This window comes from Mycobacterium sp. MAC_080597_8934, assembly GCF_000523975.1.
GTDB lineage: Bacteria > Actinomycetota > Actinomycetes > Mycobacteriales > Mycobacteriaceae > Mycobacterium > Mycobacterium avium.
Genome location: NZ_JAOS01000052.1, coordinates 110,483 through 126,745 on the forward strand (window position 1 = coordinate 110,483; position 16,263 = coordinate 126,745).

The 16,263-nt window shown below is 71.1% G+C and carries 16 protein-coding genes; 4 read left to right on the plus strand and 12 right to left on the minus strand.

Going from position 1 to position 16,263, the window contains the following annotated elements:
- Positions 1–50: 50 nt before the first annotated feature.
- Positions 51–881: an alpha/beta fold hydrolase gene (locus tag NF20_RS22760; RefSeq protein ID WP_019733369.1), complete on the minus strand. Its 831-nt coding sequence runs from the start codon at positions 879–881 to the stop codon at positions 51–53.
- 71 nt (positions 882–952) lie between these two features.
- Here NF20_RS22760 and NF20_RS22765 point away from each other — a divergent pair, with 71 nt between their 5' ends.
- The gene (locus NF20_RS22765; RefSeq protein WP_019733370.1) at positions 953–1,561 is read left to right on the plus strand and encodes a TetR/AcrR family transcriptional regulator; all 609 of its coding nucleotides are present in this window, start codon (positions 953–955) and stop codon (positions 1,559–1,561) included.
- Between the two features lie 42 nt (positions 1,562–1,603).
- Here the strand turns inward: NF20_RS22765 and NF20_RS22770 are convergent, their stop codons facing one another.
- The 3 genes from NF20_RS22770 to NF20_RS22780 form a co-directional block, all read right to left on the minus strand.
- The gene (locus tag NF20_RS22770; RefSeq protein WP_255304211.1) at positions 1,604–2,239 is read right to left on the minus strand and encodes a TetR/AcrR family transcriptional regulator; all 636 of its coding nucleotides are present in this window, start codon (positions 2,237–2,239) and stop codon (positions 1,604–1,606) included.
- 1 nt (position 2,240) lies between these two features.
- Complete coding sequence (locus NF20_RS22775; RefSeq protein ID WP_413540688.1) at positions 2,241–3,527, minus strand: lipase family protein; 1,287 nt, start codon at positions 3,525–3,527, stop codon at positions 2,241–2,243.
- Between the two features lie 70 nt (positions 3,528–3,597).
- A complete protein-coding gene (locus NF20_RS22780) occupies positions 3,598–4,542 on the minus strand; it encodes an alpha/beta hydrolase family esterase (RefSeq protein WP_019733373.1) in 945 nt (314 codons plus the stop codon).
- 75 nt (positions 4,543–4,617) lie between these two features.
- Between NF20_RS22780 and NF20_RS22785 the strand changes: the two genes are divergently transcribed.
- Positions 4,618–5,073, plus strand: a complete 456-nt coding sequence (locus NF20_RS22785) for a MarR family winged helix-turn-helix transcriptional regulator (RefSeq protein WP_019733374.1) — start codon at positions 4,618–4,620, stop codon at positions 5,071–5,073.
- Positions 5,074–5,079: 6 nt separating this feature from the next.
- Here NF20_RS22785 and NF20_RS22790 read toward each other — a convergent pair whose 3' ends face one another.
- From NF20_RS22790 to NF20_RS22810, 5 genes are all read right to left on the minus strand, one after another.
- Complete coding sequence (locus NF20_RS22790) at positions 5,080–5,889, minus strand: polysaccharide deacetylase family protein (protein WP_003874303.1); 810 nt, start codon at positions 5,887–5,889, stop codon at positions 5,080–5,082.
- Between the two features lie 237 nt (positions 5,890–6,126).
- Positions 6,127–7,536 (minus strand): alpha/beta hydrolase, encoded by a 1,410-nt coding sequence (locus tag NF20_RS22795; RefSeq protein WP_019733375.1) that lies wholly within the window; start codon positions 7,534–7,536, stop codon positions 6,127–6,129.
- A 135-nt stretch (positions 7,537–7,671) separates the two neighbouring features.
- A complete protein-coding gene (locus NF20_RS22800) occupies positions 7,672–9,960 on the minus strand; it encodes a heavy metal translocating P-type ATPase (protein WP_033712260.1) in 2,289 nt (762 codons plus the stop codon).
- Positions 9,957–10,169: a heavy-metal-associated domain-containing protein gene (locus tag NF20_RS22805; RefSeq protein ID WP_019732414.1), complete on the minus strand. Its 213-nt coding sequence runs from the start codon at positions 10,167–10,169 to the stop codon at positions 9,957–9,959. Before NF20_RS22805 ends, NF20_RS22800 begins: the two co-directional genes overlap by 4 nt.
- An 85-nt stretch (positions 10,170–10,254) precedes the next feature.
- Complete coding sequence (locus NF20_RS22810; protein ID WP_003874299.1) at positions 10,255–11,076, minus strand: mycofactocin-coupled SDR family oxidoreductase; 822 nt, start codon at positions 11,074–11,076, stop codon at positions 10,255–10,257.
- A gap of 109 nt (positions 11,077–11,185) precedes the next feature.
- On the opposite strand from NF20_RS22810, the gene NF20_RS22815 reads away from it, so the two are divergent.
- On the plus strand, positions 11,186–11,656 hold the full coding sequence (locus NF20_RS22815) for an SRPBCC family protein (RefSeq protein WP_019732415.1): 471 nt from the start codon (positions 11,186–11,188) through the stop codon (positions 11,654–11,656).
- Here NF20_RS22815 and NF20_RS22820 read toward each other — a convergent pair whose 3' ends face one another.
- Positions 11,657–12,217: a pyridoxamine 5'-phosphate oxidase family protein gene (locus NF20_RS22820; protein WP_033712322.1), complete on the minus strand. Its 561-nt coding sequence runs from the start codon at positions 12,215–12,217 to the stop codon at positions 11,657–11,659.
- A gap of 134 nt (positions 12,218–12,351) precedes the next feature.
- On the opposite strand from NF20_RS22820, the gene NF20_RS22825 reads away from it, so the two are divergent.
- On the plus strand, positions 12,352–13,911 hold the full coding sequence (locus NF20_RS22825) for a flavin-containing monooxygenase (protein ID WP_050485478.1): 1,560 nt from the start codon (positions 12,352–12,354) through the stop codon (positions 13,909–13,911).
- A gap of 54 nt (positions 13,912–13,965) precedes the next feature.
- On the opposite strand, the gene NF20_RS22830 is transcribed toward NF20_RS22825, so the two are convergent.
- Both NF20_RS22830 and NF20_RS22835 read right to left on the minus strand, forming a co-directional pair.
- Positions 13,966–14,802: an SDR family oxidoreductase gene (locus NF20_RS22830; protein WP_075362357.1), complete on the minus strand. Its 837-nt coding sequence runs from the start codon at positions 14,800–14,802 to the stop codon at positions 13,966–13,968.
- A 35-nt stretch (positions 14,803–14,837) separates the two neighbouring features.
- Positions 14,838–16,127: a sodium:proton exchanger gene (locus NF20_RS22835; RefSeq protein WP_033712262.1), complete on the minus strand. Its 1,290-nt coding sequence runs from the start codon at positions 16,125–16,127 to the stop codon at positions 14,838–14,840.
- Between the last annotated feature and the right edge of the window lie 136 nt (positions 16,128–16,263).

Sequence of the window (16,263 nt, forward strand, 5' to 3'; positions counted from 1 at the left end):
AAATCCCGACGAGATTTCGCCGTGGGGTTACGGTCGCGAACCGCAATGCCTCAGGTGCGCACCGCAACCGTCGACAACAGATCGGCGAGCCGGTCGGGCTGATCGACCATCGAGAAGGTCCGCGCCCCCGCGATGACCTCGTGGCGGGCGTTCGGGATCGTCGCGGCCAGCCGCGCGCCGTCCTCCTGCGCGAAGAACACGTCGTCGGCCGACCATGCGATCAGCGTGGGCTTGTCGAAGTCGTACAGCCGCGACGCCGCCGCCGTGGTCACCTCGGTGCGCAGCGACAGGGTGAACCGGCGCAGGTCCTCGGCGACCGCGGGGAGCGAGAGCGCCGGGCGCACCCAGAGCTCGGTGAGCGCGTCGATATTGCTGTGCGCCAGGCCGTCGAACGCGCGCTTGCGCACCGCGGGTGCGCGCATGGCCTGGGCCACCGCGCGGAACGTCGCCTTGGACTTGGCGGCCAGGATCACCGGCCGCAGGACCGGGGGTGGAAAGTGTTCGAACGCATCGCAACTCGTGAGCACCAGCGCGCCCAGCCGCTCGCGGTGGTGCACGGCCACCAGCTGGCTGACCACCCCGCCGGTGTCGTTGCCGACCAGCACCACGTCCTCGAGGTCCAGCGCGGCGAGCAGCTCGGCGACCATGGCGGCCACCCCGGTGATGGTCCGGTCGGCGCCGCGGCGCAACGGCTCCGGGTGCGCGCCCATCGGCCAGGTCGGGGCGATGCAGCGCAGCCCGCGGCCGGCGAGCCGGTCGCTGACCTGACGCCAGAGTTGGCCGCCCATCAGGTAGCCGTGCACGAACACCACGGGCCTGCCGTCCGCGGGTCCGGTTGCTTCGTAATGGATGGTTCCGGCACTAATGTCGATCGTCGACATGGAGGACTCCTAGCTCAGAGGAATGTAAACTTACAAACAGGCTGTCTGTTCGTAAGTTACCAACAGACTGTATGGAAAGCAAGAGACGGACCCAGGAAGAGCGCTCCGCGGCGACCCGCGACGCGCTGATCGCGGCTGCCCGCAAGCTGTGGGGGCTGCGCGGCTACACCGAGGTCGGCACCCCCGAGATCGCCGCGGCCGCCGGGGTCACCCGGGGCGCGATGTATCACCAATTCGCCGACAAGGCAGCGCTTTTCCGCGCGGTGGTCGAGGCCGTCGAGCAGGATGTGATGGCGCGGATGGGGGTGGTGGTGGCCGAATCCGGGGCGAGCACGCCCACGGACGCCATCCGGGCCGCGGTCGACGCCTGGCTGGAGGTGTCCGCCGATCCCGAAGTGCGGCAACTTATCCTGCTGGACGCACCGAGCGTGCTGGGCTGGGCCGAATTCCGCGATGTCGCGCAGCGCTACAGCCTGGGCATGACCGAGCAGCTGCTCACCGAGGCGATCCGGGCCGGCGAGTTGGCCGAGCAACCGGTGCGTCCGCTGGCGCACGTGCTGATCGGCGCGCTCGACGAGGCGGCCATGGTGATCGCCACCGCCGACGATCCGGACCGCGCCCGCCGGGAGACCCGGCAGGTGCTGCAGCGGCTGGTCGACGGGATGTTCGACGCACGCTGACCGGCGCGCGAGCCGAATGCCTTGTCGGACACGCGGTTTCGTTTACGCACCGCGGACGTGGGCGACGCCGGCGATGACGCCCTGGATGAGCCGGTCGAGTTGCCCGGCATCGTTGACGGCCGGCTGGCCGTCGACGAAGGTCAGCATGATCCCGTTGATGAACGCCAGGGTGGCGGTCGCCTGGTCGTCGACCAGCGCCGGGTCCGGCGCACTGCCGGCCGGATGCCACTGGGTGACGACGTTGCGGGCCAGTGCGTAGAGCCGGTCCGCCGACTCGCCGAGCGCGGCGGCCAGCTCCGGGTCCCGGCCGGCCAGCAGCGCGAGTTCGTAGCGCGCCTTGGCACGGGTCAGCCACGGCTCGCTGTTCACGTACATGACGATGCGGGCCAACCCGGCGGTGCCGGCGAACTCGGTGGCGTGATCCTCGGCGAGCTCGGCCATCATCGAGAAGTCGGCGACGTCGAGCTCGGCCAGCCGGCCGGCCATGGCGTGCACCAGCGCCTTGCGGGTGCGGAAGTAGAACGACGTGGTGCCGGCCGGGACGCCGGCGCGGTCGTCGACCTTCGGGTGGCTGACACCGTGCAGCCCGTTGCCGCCCAGCAATTCGATTGCGGCGTCGGCGAGTTGGCGGCGCCGCTGCGCGGCGTTGTGCTTTCTGCGGGCAGCGATACACCCCAGTCTAAAACTGGCCGCAGTTGGGCGCGGTGGGTTCTCCGCGGAAGCGGGCGGCGATCCACTGCATGGCCGGCTCGCCGTCGACCAGCATCGGCAGCGCGTGGTTGATGACGAGCTTGTTGAGGAAGGGCGGCTCCTCGTTGGTGCGGAACTCCACGTCGGCGCCCTGGGCGCACCAGTCGCGGCCGAGCTGATTGGCGGCCGTCCACGGCACCAGCGGGTCGTAGCGGTTGCTGTTGATCAGCACCGGCGCGTTGGGTTTGTAGCGCCCGATCCGCTGCGCCTCGAACAGGCTGTTGAACGGCTCCTCGTTGACCAGTTGATTGATGTCCTCGGTGAAGTAGGGCTGAATGTGGCGAAACATGAAGTCCAGCAGGGTTTGTCCGACGCACTGGCGGGACACCGATTCCAGCATCGCCAGCCCGCGCGGCGTCATCTTGGAACGGATGGCGTCGGCGAATTCCGGGTAGGCGGCCATCACGCTGTTCAGCGCGTACCCGACCACGCCGACCAGCGCGCTGCCGTCCGCGTAGGGCAACAGCTCCTTGAGGTCGGCCGGCGGCGCGCCGGCGTAGGTGCCCACGATGTGCAGGTCGGGCGCGTATTGCGCGGCCAGTTCGGCCGCCGACGCGGTGGCGCCGCCGCCTTGTGAATAACCCCAAAATGCCACCGGCCCATGCGGATCCAGCGAGGTGCCGGGCAGTCGCATCGCGGCCCGGGCCGCGTCGAGCACGGCCTGCCCCTCGGCCACCCGGCCCACGTACGTGTGCATCGACGGCGTGCCCAGGCCCTGGTAGTCGGTCATCACGATGGCGAAGCCGCGGGCCACCATGGTGGCCACGAACAGTTCCTCGTAGTTGAACATGATGTCCCAGCCGCCCGAATAGTGGATGCCCTGGTTGAACATTCGCGACGGGGCGCACTGATTGCCCTGGCCCTGAGTGCCGGGCGCGTAGCTGATCAACGGCCGCGGCCCGCCGTACGGCCAATCGTTGTAGGGCTCGAAGTAGGTGCCGGTGACCGCGATCGGGTTGCCGCGGGTATCGGTGCTGCGGTACATGATCCGGGTCCCGGTGGCCATGATGGCGCCGAGCTGGCCCGAGGGCTCCAGCACCAGCCGCGACGGCTCGGTGCGGATCAGGTCGCCCGGCCGCCCGGGCGGCAGCGGATCGGGCGGGGTGTAGAAGTCGGCGTATTGCGGCTCGTCGCCGTCGGCCCGCGCGATCGCGGGTCCGGTCAGGGTGCCCGCCATCAACACCAGTGCTGCGAAAACTCCCGCGACGCGGCGCATTACGGAACGGTAACAATCGCGCACGACCAGCGGAAGACAAATCTCTAATTTTTTAGAGATTGGCCGCTCGCTAACGGTGATTACGGGCGAAGAATTGCCAGATCGTGTCGGTGGCGTCCAGCGCCGTCGACGGCGCCGGAATTCCGGCCACCTTTTCCGCCAGGGGGCTGGGCGCCCCGCCGGGCCATTGGTGGCCGGCCCCCGCCACCGAGATCAACTCCACCGTGCGGCCGTCCGCGCAGCCGGCGGTCTGGGTGGTGACATCGCCGGCGGTGGTCGAGCTGGGCGGCCCGCAGGCGTCGATGGCGCGCCAGGTGGCGTTGACCGATTCCACCGACGGCCCGTCAACCCGCGGGGAGCCGTTGAGCGCGAACGCCTTTCCGGGTCCGCCGGCATAGGGCACCCGGTCGTCGGCGGTGCCGTGGATCTGCAGCACCGAGGCCGGCCGGGCCGCGGAGCAATCGGTGAGCAGCGTGCCGGCCACCGGGGCGATCGCGGCGAAGGTATCGCTCTGGCAGCCCAGCCGCAGCGCCATCATGGCGCCGTTCGACATGCCGGTGACGTAGACGCGGGCACGATCCACCGGGATCTGCGCCGCGATGGCGCCGACCACGGCGTTGACGAATCCGACGTCGTCGGTGCCGGCGTGTGCCGGCTCGCCGCAACAGGTTCCGGCGTTCCAGGCGCGGCCCAGGCCGTCGGGGTAGGCGACCAGGAAATGCCCGGCGTCGGCCTCGGCGTCCCAGTGGTAGGCGCGCTCGGCCTGCTCGCCGTTGCCGAAGCCGCCGTGCAGCATCACCACCAGCGGGGCCGCCTCGCTCAGCCCCTGCGGCCGGTACAGGTGATAGGTGCGGGACGTGCCGCCCGACTGCAGGGTGTGGGTCGATGGCCCCACCGGAATCGATTGGGAGTCAGGCGTTCCCAGCGCATGCCCGCCACCGAGGCGGCCGGCGAGCACGACGACCAGAACCGGCAGCAGACCGAGGCTGACCGCCCGGGCGCATCCGAATTGCATAGGGCCATGGTGGCAGCCCGCGGGCATTTTGACAAGTAACTTGTCAATCTGTCCCGGGGTGGCAGACTGATCGGCATGCGAGAGGGAGCGCGCGGCGGGTGGGAGCCGACCGTGCCGGCGCTGGTGAACCTGGTCGCCGCCGCCGGCGCACCGCGGCTGCGCGCCGCGTTCGCCGAGGCCGGCCTCGACGGGATCCGCCCCGCCCAGTCGCTCGCCCTGGTGCCGCTGGCCGCGGGCGGATTGCACGCCTCCGATCTGGCCGACCGGCTGCGGGTGAGCCGGCAGGCGGTGGCCCAGGCGGTCGCGGCCCTGGAGCGGCACGGCTATGTCACCCGCACGCCCGACCCTACCGACGCGCGGGCCCGGATCATCGAGTTGACGCCGCGGGGTCGGCAGGCACTGCAGGTGATGCGCGCCAACGCGATCGCCATGGAGAAGCGGTGGCGCAAGGTGCTCGGCGAGCGACGGCTGACCGAGTTGCGCGAGACGCTGACGATGCTGCTGGCCGCCGAGCGGGAGCCCGGCGGGTAGTGCGCGTTACGGCGTCTTGAGGAACACGTCGTTGAGGGTGACGGTGCGCAGGTTGCGTTCCCGGATGATGTCGACCAGCTGCGGGTAGACGTGGGTGACCGGCAGGTGATTGAGGTGCCCGATCACGATGGCCTGCGGCGTGAAGTACTGATCGGCCATCTGCAGGATGTAGTCCTCGGTGATCAGCGTCGAATCCGACAGCGAGCCCGACCACAACGTCGGCACCTGGTAGCCCAGGTCGGCGGCCACGGCGTCCACGGCGGCGTTGCGCTTGGCGTACGGCGGCCGCCAGTACGGCTTGGCGCCGATGCCGTACGTCTTCTTCAGGAACGCGTCGTTACGCGAGAGTTGTTCGGCCACTTGCTCTTTGGTCAGCGTCGTCAGGTCCGGGTGCGACCAGGTGTGGTTGCCGAGCTGGATCTGGCCGCTGTCGACCAGCGGGCGCAGCAACTGCAGGTTCTCGGTCCACGAGTCGTAGACCCCGTTGACGAAATAGGTCAGCCGCACGCCGGTGTCCTTGGCGAACTGCGTATAGGCGCGCACCACCTCGCTGTTGACGCCGTCGTCGACGGTCAGCGCCAGCAGGTCGCCCTCGCCCGGGATCTTCATCAGCGCGCCGCCGCCGGGCAGCGGGATGCGGGCGCTCAGCGGGGGAGGCGGCAGCAGGGCCTGCGGGGCGGTCGGGCCGGACGTCGGTATGGCGGCCGCCGGCGTCTGGGCGAAGGTGCGCGGTTGCGGATCGACGATGAGCCGCGCGGCGCCGACGCCGGCCACGACCGAGGCGGCGAGCGATCCGAGGAACTGGCGGCGGTTCATGGCTGGACAGGTGGGGCGGCGATCATCCGGCGGCAAGGCCACGGCGGGTTCGGCCCCGGGGCGCACCGGCCGACGAGCGCGTCCCTGCCGGGACCGTTGCCGGGGCGAAACATCGAGGCCACAGCAGCGAACCGTACCATTCGGGCCGCCGATCCGGCGGCTCCGTTACGGGTGGGTCAGCTGTGAATTATGGGGAATTTGTCGCCTATCGCACCCGAAACAGCCCAGCTGCCGGAATCACCGCGGCGGCGGGGCGGCCCGCTGCGGCAGCTGCACCGGTTCGGTGTTGGGCGTGCCGATCGTCCAGGCCAGCCACGGCAGCGCGGTGGCAAACGCCTGGGCGGCGAACGGCCAGTCGTGCTTGCCCGGCTGGGTGACCACTGCGCAGGCGATGCCGTTGGCGGCGCCGACCGCGCACAGCGAGTGCGCGGCGGCATCCTGGCCCTCGGGGTTGGCGGCCGGGTCGCTGCTGGACGCCACCAGGGCGGGCGCTGGATCGGCGTTGCCCTGCTGCGCGGTGCGCGCCACGTCGGCCCCGGGCACCTCGAACCAACCGGACAAGTCGGCGTAGCGACCGTGCCTGGTCATCACCGTGACCGGGTCGAAGGCCGCCCACGCGGCCTGATCGCCGCCGAAGAGCCGCGCCACGGATTGGTCCTTGGGGCCGACGTTGGGGCCGCGGTCGCCCGCGATGTCGACGAAGGCGCGGAACATCTCCGGGTGCATGACGGCCAGGTCGACGGCGCAGGTGCCGCCCATCGACCATCCGGCGACGCCCCAGTTGGCCCGGTCGGCGCTGACGCCGAAGTTCGACACCATGAACGGCTGGATGTCCTTGGTCAGGTGGTCGGCGGCGTTGCCGCGGCTGCCGTTGACGCACTCGGTGTCGTTGTCGAACGAGCCGGTGGGATCGACGAACACCAGCACCGGGGCGAACCCGTGGTGGGCGGCGGCGAAGTTGTCGATGGCGGTGAAGGCTCCGCCCGGGCCCAGCCAGTCGGCCGGGGTGTTGAAGGCCGAGCTGATCATCATGACCGCCGGCAATCGGGGTGGGGGGTTGCTGTTGAACCACGCCGGGGGCAGATAGACCAGTTCACGGCGGTGCGCGAAGTGGGAGCCCGACGGGCCGTTGCCGTCGATGTCCACCGGCACCACCACGCCCTTGCTCGGCCTGGTGCCGGCGATCTGCATCTCGGTGACCCGCAGCCGGTCGATCTGGTCGGGCAGCGGCGCCTGGGTCAGCTGGTTCCACGCCGCGAGCACGGTGGGGAAGTAGCCCACCCAGCCGTTCAGCGCCAGGCCCGCGCACAGCACGCACAGCGGTATCGACAGCACCGCCGGCCCGCGTCGCCACCAGCGCACGCCCCGCCAGCCCACCAGGAACACGGTCGCGGCCAGACCGCTCAGCGCGATCCACAGCCACAGCGCCGTCGGCGCCGGATCCCCGGCCACCCCGAGCGAGGTGATGTACCAGCGCGCCAGCACGGTCACCGCGACCGCGGCGACCAGCGCCGCCGGCAGCACCCGCTTGAGCCAGCCGCGGGCCCGCCAGTGGATCGCGGCGACCAGCATCAGCAGCGCCAGGCCCTGCACGGTCGGCGGCAGCCAGCCGTGCAGCAGCGACAGTTGTCCGAAGAACTGCTCCAACGGTCGTGACCTTTTGCTAGATCGAGCGCTGCGCGAAGGGGAGGTGGCGGTCGACCGGTCGGCCGGGATGACCGAAAGCGGCGGCCCGACCAACTATCCCATACCGGCGCCGCCAGCCGGCCGATGCTGCGCGGCTCACGCGCCGGGGATGATGCTGGCGAACGAGCGCAGCCGCAGGCTGTTGCCGACGACGAGCACGCTGGACAGCGCCATCGCGGCGCCGGCCAGCATTGGGTTGAGCATGCCGAGCGCCGCCAGGGGAATCGCGGCCAGGTTGTAGCCGAAGGCCCACACCAGGTTGGTCTTGATGGTGGCCAGCGTGCGCCGGGAGAGCCGGATCGCGTCGACGGCCGCGCGCAGGTCGCCGCGGACCACGGTGACATCGGCGGCCTCGATCGCGACGTCGGTGCCGGTGCCCATGGCCAGGCCCAGGTCGGCGGCGGCCAGCGCGGCGGCGTCGTTGACGCCGTCGCCGACCATGGCCACCACCCGGCCCGCGGATTGCAGGCGCTTGACGGCCTCGACCTTGTCGGCGGGCAGCGCGCCGGAGATGACCTCGCCGATCCCGAGCTCGCCGGCGATGCGGCGGGCGACGGTGTGGTTGTCGCCGGTCAGCAGGATCGGCGTCAGGCCCAGCCGGGTGAACTGCCGCACCGCCGCGGCGCTGGAGGGTTTGACGGTGTCGGCCAGCGCCAGGATGCCGCGCGCCCGGCCGTCCCAGCCGACGGCGACCACGGTTTTGCCGTCGTGCTCGGCGCGCGCGGCGGCCGCCGCCAGGGCGGCGTCCGGGCGCAGGCCGCGCTCGGCCAGCCAGCTCGGCCGCCCGACCGCGACGGCGTGGCCGTCGACCGTGCCGTGCACGCCGCCGCCGCCGACCGCGCGGAAGCCGGTGGGGGTGGGCAGCGGGCCGAGTTCCGCCTTGGCGTCCCGGGCGATGGCGTGCGCGATGGGGTGTTCGGAGGCGGCCTCCAGCGCCCCGGCGTAGCGCAACAGCGTGGCGCGGTCGGTGCCGTCGGCGGCGACCACGTCGAGCACGGTCATGGCGCCGGTGGTGACGGTTCCGGTCTTGTCGAGCACGACGGTGTCGACGGCGCGGGTGGTCTCGAGCACTTCGGGCCCCTTGATCAGGACTCCGAGCTGGGCGGCCCGGCCGGTGCCGACCAGCAGGGCGGTCGGGGTGGCCAGTCCTAGCGCGCACGGGCAGGCGATGATGAGCACCGCGACGGCCGCGGTCAGGGCGGTGGCCAGGGTGCCGCCCGCCGCCAGCCAGCCGGCCAGGGTGGCCACCGCGAGCAGCAGCACGACGGGGACGAACACCCCCGAGACGCGGTCGGCGAGCCGCTGCGCGTCGGCCTTGCCGGACTGGGCCCGTTCGACCAGTTGGGCCATCCGGGCCAGTTGGGTGTCGTCGCCGATCCCGGTGGCGCGCACCACCAGCCGGCCGCCGGCGTTGACGGTGCCGCCGGTCACGCCGTCGCCCACGCCGACCTCGACCGGGACGGACTCACCGGTCAGCATGGCGGCGTCCACCGCCGAGGAGCCCGCGACGACGATCCCGTCGGTGGCGATCCGTTCGCCGGGACGCACCACGAACTCGTCGCCGACGGCCAGCCGCTCGATCGGGATGCGGGTTTCGGCGCCCGCCCGCAGCACCGCGACGTCCTTGGCGCCCAGCGCCAGCAGCGCCCGCAGCGCGGCGCCGGCCGTCCGCTTGGACCGCCGCTCGAAGTACCGGCCGGCCAGCACGAACAGCGTCACCCCGGCCGCCACCTCGAAGTAGACGTGGCACGGGGCCGCGACGTGGGAGATGTGGGCGCCGTGCCCGACGGTCAGCTCGAAGTCGTGCCGCATGCCGGGCCGGTCGGCCGCCCCGAGAACCAGGGCGTACAGCGACCACAGGAAGGCCGCCAGCGTGCCGATCGAGATCAGGGTGTCCATGGTGGCGACGCCGTGTTTGAGGTTGGCCCACGCGGCCGCGTGGAAGGGGCGCCCGCACCACCCGACCACCGGCGCGGTCAGGGCCAGCGCCGCCCAGTGCCAGTGCTGGAATTGCAGCGCGGGAATCATCGCCACGGCGATCACCGGCCCGGCCAGGGCTGTGGCGGTGACCAGGCGCCTGCGCAGCGAGGCCAGCTCCGGGTCGTCCTGCGGCGGCGACGGCGTCGCCACGGCGGCGGCGTACCCGGCGTTTTCGATCTCGGTGATCAGCGTTTGCGGGTCGTAACTCGCGGGCGCGCTGACCGCGGCCTTCTCGGTGGCGTAGTTGACGGTCGCGGTGACGCCGTCCAGCTTGTTCAGCTTCTTTTCGATCCGGGCCGCGCACGAGGCGCAGGTCATCCCGGTGATCTCCAGCTCGATGCGAGCGGTTGAGGCGGTGTGGTCGGGGAAGGTGCCCTCGTCGACGTGCCGTGGCGGTGTGCTCATGCGACCAAGACGGCCTGGAAGCCGGCTTCGTCGACCGCGCCGAGGACGGCGTCGGCGTCGATGGGCACCGCGCTGGTGACGACGAGCCGGCCGGTGTCCGCGCTGACCGAGACGGCGTCGACGCCGGGGATGCGGGCCACCTCGCTGTGCACGGCGGCCTCGCAGTGGCCGCAGCTCATCCCGCTCACCTGGTATTCGCTGGTGGGCATGCCGCTCCTTTTCGCTCCCCGCCGCAGGTTTTGACCACACCATTGTGCCTGGTCGGCCGCGCGGGCCGGGCGGCGCGGGCGGGCATCACACGTAGCCGACGCCGAGATCGACCGAAACCTGGCTGGCGGTCACCAATCTGGATTGGTCGGAGGCCAGCCAGGCCACCGCGTCGGCGATGTCCTCCGGTTGCGCGATGCCCTCGGGCAGCAGCGGTTTGTGCAGGCCCCGCAGATGCGGGTAGTCGTCGGCGGCCGCGCGCAGCGCGTCGCGCATCCGGCCGGTGCCCATCGGGGTGGCGACCGCCCCGGGGTTGAGGCTGTTGACCCGAATGTTGTAGCGGCCGAGTTCGGCGGCGAACGCGCGGGCCATGCCCACCACGGCGTGCTTGCTGGCGGTGTAGTGGACCATGAACGACTGCATGTTGATGCCGGCCGCCGAGCCGATCAGGATGATCGACCCGCCGCGGCCGCCGTCGATGATGTGCTGCGCCCCCGCCATCACGGTGTTCCAGGTGCCGACGACGTTGGTGTCGATGGTGTCCCGGAACGCCTGCGCGGTGATCCGATTCCACGGGGCGGGGCTGCAGATTCCGGCGTTGGCCACGATGACGTCCAGGCGGCCGAGCTCGCCCACCGCCGTGTCCACCGAGGAGGTCAGGGCGTCCAGGTCGCGCACGTCGGTCTGTGCGGTGACGACCCGCCGTCCGGCGGCACGCACCAGTTCCGCGGTCTCGGCCAGGTCCTCGGGCGTCGACGAGTCGTAGGGAACGCTCGGCGGCAGCGGCCCGGCGAGGTCGACGGCGATGATGTCGGCGCCCTCGGCGGCCAGCCGCGCCGCGTGCGCGCGGCCCTGCCCGCGCGCCGCCCCGGTGATCAGCGCGACCTTGTCCGTAAGTGACTGGCTCATGGGTGCTGGGGTCCTTTCCGTCGCGCACGATTTCCAGCCTCGTGCAGCGCTCCAGCATGCCGCAGCCCGAGGCCGGATTACGCTGCCGGATAGCGGAAAGGAGACAGTCATGACCGTCACGGTTGTCGATCGGGGACCCCGACAGGTGAGCCGCAGAGTCGACGTGGCCGCGCCGGCGGCACAGCTGTACGCCCTGGTCGCCGATCCGCGCCGGCACCACGAACTGGACGGTTCGGGCACGGTCCGCGACAACATCAGTGTGGCGGCGAAACTCGTTGAGGGATCGAAGTTTTCGACGCACATGCGGATGTTCGGCCTGCCCTACCGGATCACCAGCACCATCACCGAGCTCAAGCCGAACGAGGTGGTCGAGTGGCGTCACCCGCTCGGGCACCGCTGGCGGTGGGAATTCGAGTCGCTGTCACCCACCCGGACCCGGGTCACCGAGACGTTCGACTACCGCGACGCCGGCGCGCTGAAGAACAGGCTGAAGTACTACGAGCGGATGGGTTTCGCCAAGGCGAACGCCGCGGGCATCGAGGCGACGCTGGCCAAACTGCGGGACCGCTACCCGGGGTGATCAGTCCGACGCCGGATCGGCTGCGTCCCAGGGGATGACGCCGGACACCCAGTGGCTCAGTTCCTGGACCTGATCGTTGCGGTGCAGGTGGCGGGGCGGCGTCGCGAATGTCCCGTAGGGCCGGCAGCGGATGACGACGCGGTTTTCGCGCTCGCACATGTCCCGGACGTGCGGGCGCGCCTCGTCGCCGAGTGGCTGACCGGACATCCGGCCGGCGACGGCCATCATCACGTCGACCGCCAGCTCCCGGTCCTCGTCGAGCGCGGCATCGGCGTAGACCTGCAGGTAGGAGAACGGCCACCGCTCGTCGAGGACGCACAGGCTCACCTTGGGGTCGCGCTGCACGACGCGGGCCTTGCCGCGGCCGGCCATGGTGGAGACGAGCAATTCGCCGGTGTCGGTGGGGATGTAGTACACGATCGACATGGCCGGGCCGTCGTTGCGACGGCGGTAGCCGAACACGCAGGTGCGGTGGGTGCGCACGAACTCGCGCCGCTCGGAGGGCAGCATGTCGCGGTCGGTCGGGGCGGTGAACGGCTCGGCCGCCAACGGCAGGAGCATCACGAACTGTCCTCGCTGTCTAGGGGGTTCGCTGCGGGCGATGTTTGCGGCTGCGCGAGTGACTATATAGTCGTGGCCACCGAGAGGAAACCCAGGCCGTGACCGAAACCGTTGGCCCAGCGCGCGCGAAGCCCGTGATGAGTGGAAAAGCCAAGTGGCTCTATGCCATTGGGCGGGTGCGGGCGGCGACGCGGCGCCGGCGCGGGCCGAAGGTGGCGATCATCGGCGCGGGCTTCGGCGGCCTGGGCGCCGGGGTCGCGTTGCGCCGCGCCGGCATCGACGACCTGGTGATCATCGAGGCCGCCGACGGCGTCGGCGGCACCTGGCGACGCAACACCTACCCGGGCGCCGCCTGCGACATCCAGAGCCACCTGTACTCGTTTTCCTTCGCCCCCAACGCATCCTGGAGCCGCACCTACGCCCGGCAACCCGAGATCCTGGCCTACCTGGAATCGGTGGCCGACGACTTCGACCTGCGGCGTCATCTGATGCTCGACACCACGGTGCGCTCGCTGCGCTGGAATCCCCACACCGCGGCGTGGGACTGCCGGCTCGATCGGGGCGGTCACCCGGCGAGGCTGAGCGCCGACGTCGTCGTGTGCGCCGTCGGCCTGTTCGGCGCCGCCAAGCTGCCCGACATCGACGGGCTGGCCGGCTTCGCCGGACCCGTGCTGCACACCGCGCAGTGGGATCACGACCTGGACCTGGCCGGCCGCACGGTGGCGGTGATCGGCACCGGCGCCAGCGGGGTGCAGCTCGTCCCCGAGCTGGCCGGCACCGCCGGACACGTCTCGGTCTTCCAGCGCACCCCGCCCTGGATGGTGCCCAAGGACGACCGGCCTTACAGCGCAACGGAATTGGCCCGATTCAAACGGAATCCCCTGGCGCTGCGCCGCACCCGCTGGCAGATCTGGAAGTTCCAGCACGACAACACCGCGACCTTCGCCGACGACCCCGTCGTGACGGCGCGCAGCCGGATTGCGACCTCGTTCCTGGACCGCACCGTCGCCGACGAGTCGTTGCGGCGGGCGCTGACGCCGGACTACCCGTTCCGGTGCAAGCGGGTGCTGCTGGGCGACGACTACTACCGCGCGTTGCAACGCGACAACGTCGAGTTGGTCACCGATCCCATCGCCCGGATCGGCCGCAGGTCGGTGATCACCGCCTCGGGCGCCGAGATCGAGGCCGACGTCATCGTGCTGGCAACCGGATTCGAGACGTCGCGCTACCTGTCCGGCATCGAGGTCGTCGGCGCCGGGGGCCGCCGGCTGCACGAGCACTGGGGCGAGGAGCCCTCCGCCTACCTGGGCGTGGCCGTCAGCGGGTTTCCCAACTTCTTCATGCTCTACGGCCCCAACACCAATCAGGGCGGCAACTCCATCGTCTACATCCTGGAGGCCGGCGCGCGGCTGGTGGCCAGCGCGGTGAGCCGGCTGGCCCGCCGCGGCGGATGCCTCGAGGTGCGGCCCGAGGCCGAAAAGCGGTTCAACGACCGGCTTTCCGCCGACCTGGAACGCACCATCTGGACGCGGTGCGACAGCTACTTTCGCTCGCCCACCGGTCGCATCGTCACCCAATGGCCCTACACCGAGCTGGACTACGCGCGGTGGACCTGGCGGCTGCGACGCCGCGACTGGATCCATCACCGGTGCGCGCCGAGCGCGGCGACCGTGGGTGCTGCGCAGGATCTTTGACCGCTACCCGGCCATGGCGCCCCCGCTCGGCGCGGGCCGCGACGGTGTGCGGGTCTAGCCGGCGGCGGCCACCCTGGCCCGCTCGGTCATCGAGGCGATCACCCCGCCGTCGTTGAGAATGTCCGTGCCGGTGAGGTATCCGGCCTTGTCGCTGGCGCAGAAGGCCAGCAGCTCGGCCATCTCCTCGGGCTTGCCCCACCGCGGGACCGCGGCGTCGGCCACCATCGCCCCGGCGCCGGCGTTCTCCTCGAGCCGGCCCATCTCTGTGTCGATCGACCCGGGGGACACCGAGACGATGCGCAGGCCCCGCGCGTTGAAGCGCTTGGCCTGCGACTGGCTGTACCACTTGACGAAGCTCTTGCTCACGGCGTAGGCCAGCCCCGAGCGGGCCTGCTCGGGCGCGATCTCGCACGCCGCCAGCATGGCGTCCAGGAAGGCGTCGGCGTCGCGAAGCGCGAGCGGAAACTGCGCTGTCGGAACGATTTCCGCGGGCAGCATGTGCGCCGCCATCGACGCGACGTTGACGATCACCGAGCCGTCGCCGGCGACCGCGTAGAACGCCTCGTTGACGTTGAGGGTGCCGATCGCGTTGGTCCGCATCACGTAGTCGGCCGGGCCCATGCTCGGGCTCACCCCGGCGGTGTGGATGACGGAGACGACGGTGCCGAGCCCGGCCGCGGTGTCGAACAGCTGCGCGACGGCCCGCCGATCGGTGACGTCGCAGTTGACCGCGGTGGCCGTCATCCCGAGCTCTGCCAGCGCGGCGGTCGCGGCCGTCAACCGGTCCTGCCGGACGTCGCACAGCACCAGGGTGTGATCGCGGCCGACGACTTTCGCGGTGGCCACTCCCATGCCGCCCGCGCCGCCTGTGATCACCGACACTCGACTCATACCTGGACGGTATACGGCGGGACGGCCGCCGCGGGTCAGGGGTCCGGCACCGGATGGTGCGGGTGACCGCTGTGCCGGATCGCGGTGCCGAAGAACGGCGCCCGCAGCGTGGCGGCCAGGTGACGCCGGTAGCCGATCAGCGCTACGACGGCCACCGCGGTGTAGACGCCGCACAGCAGCAGCCGCCCCTGGGTGGAGACGATCGGGAATTGCACGACGAACAACGCCAGCAGCGCCAGCGCCGCCGACCGGTGGAAGCGCAGCGCCAGGATCAGCGCCACCCCCATCATCGTCTGGGTCGCCGTGAGCAGCACCTCCTCCACCTGACGCGAATCGAGGTGAAGCGCGAACCCGCCGCCACCGAGCAGGTGGGCGAGGGGCAACGAGCCGATCAGCAGCGTCCACTGGTTGACCTTGGACGAGATCAGGGTGGCGATGGCCGTCGTGCCCTTGCCCCGGCTGGCGAAGATCGTCGCGATGATGAACTCCGGAGCCTCGGAGGCCAGCGGGGCCAGCCACTGCACCAGCAGGAACCGGTTGACGCCCAGTTCGGTACCGGCGGCCACCAGGTTATCGGCAAACGGCTTGGCGCACAACAGGATCACCGCACCGGACACCAGGAAGAGGCCGACCACGGCGATCCTCCGGCGGCCGTCGGGCAGCTCGCCCAGCGCGGCGGCGGTGCCGATCAGGTCCGGCTCCTCGACGTTGCCGTGGCTGATCTTGTAGAGGTAGAACCCGAACCAGGCCAGCAACGCCAACCCCAGCCCGAAATGGATTTGGCCGCTGGCCGGTATCGCGAAGGCGATCACCCCGGCGATCAACAGGAAGCCGAGTTCGACGCGGTTTGCTGGCAGCAGCGCCAGGCCGGCGGGCCTGCCGGATCCGGACCTGCGCGCCACCACGATGCTGACCAGCACCACGACCGGCCAGCCCAGGCCCATCAGCAGCCGGTTGGATCCGGTCATGTTGGCCGCGGCGTACTGCGTGTAGTCGGCGTTGTGGCCGGACACGTAGGCGTAGTAGAGGTCCACCGCGTATTCGGGCAGCACCGCGATCAGGGCGAGCAGCGCCGTGGCCAGCCCGCCGGAGACGTCGATCTGGGCGGTCTCGGCGGCCCACGCCAACAGGAAGCTGGCCGCCACCACCGCGGCCCCGAAGATCAGCAGGGCGGCCACCGCGCCGGTGTGCATGCCGGTGATCCGGACGGCCACCGCGGGGGCGACGAACGCGCCGGTGATCAGTCCGGACCGCGTCAGGGTGCGCCGCCGCCAGCGCGCCGTGGTGGCGACGGCGGCGGGCCTGTCTATGGCGAGCATCGTCATCCTTCGCAGGCGGTGGCGATCGTGATTCGGCTCGGTGCCGTGGCGAACCGGTTACCCAAGCTACCCGCGACCCGAGCGGTCAGCAACGCGGCGGGCGGGCGAAAGCCGCACCGAGCGGACCCCTATATTTGCTGTC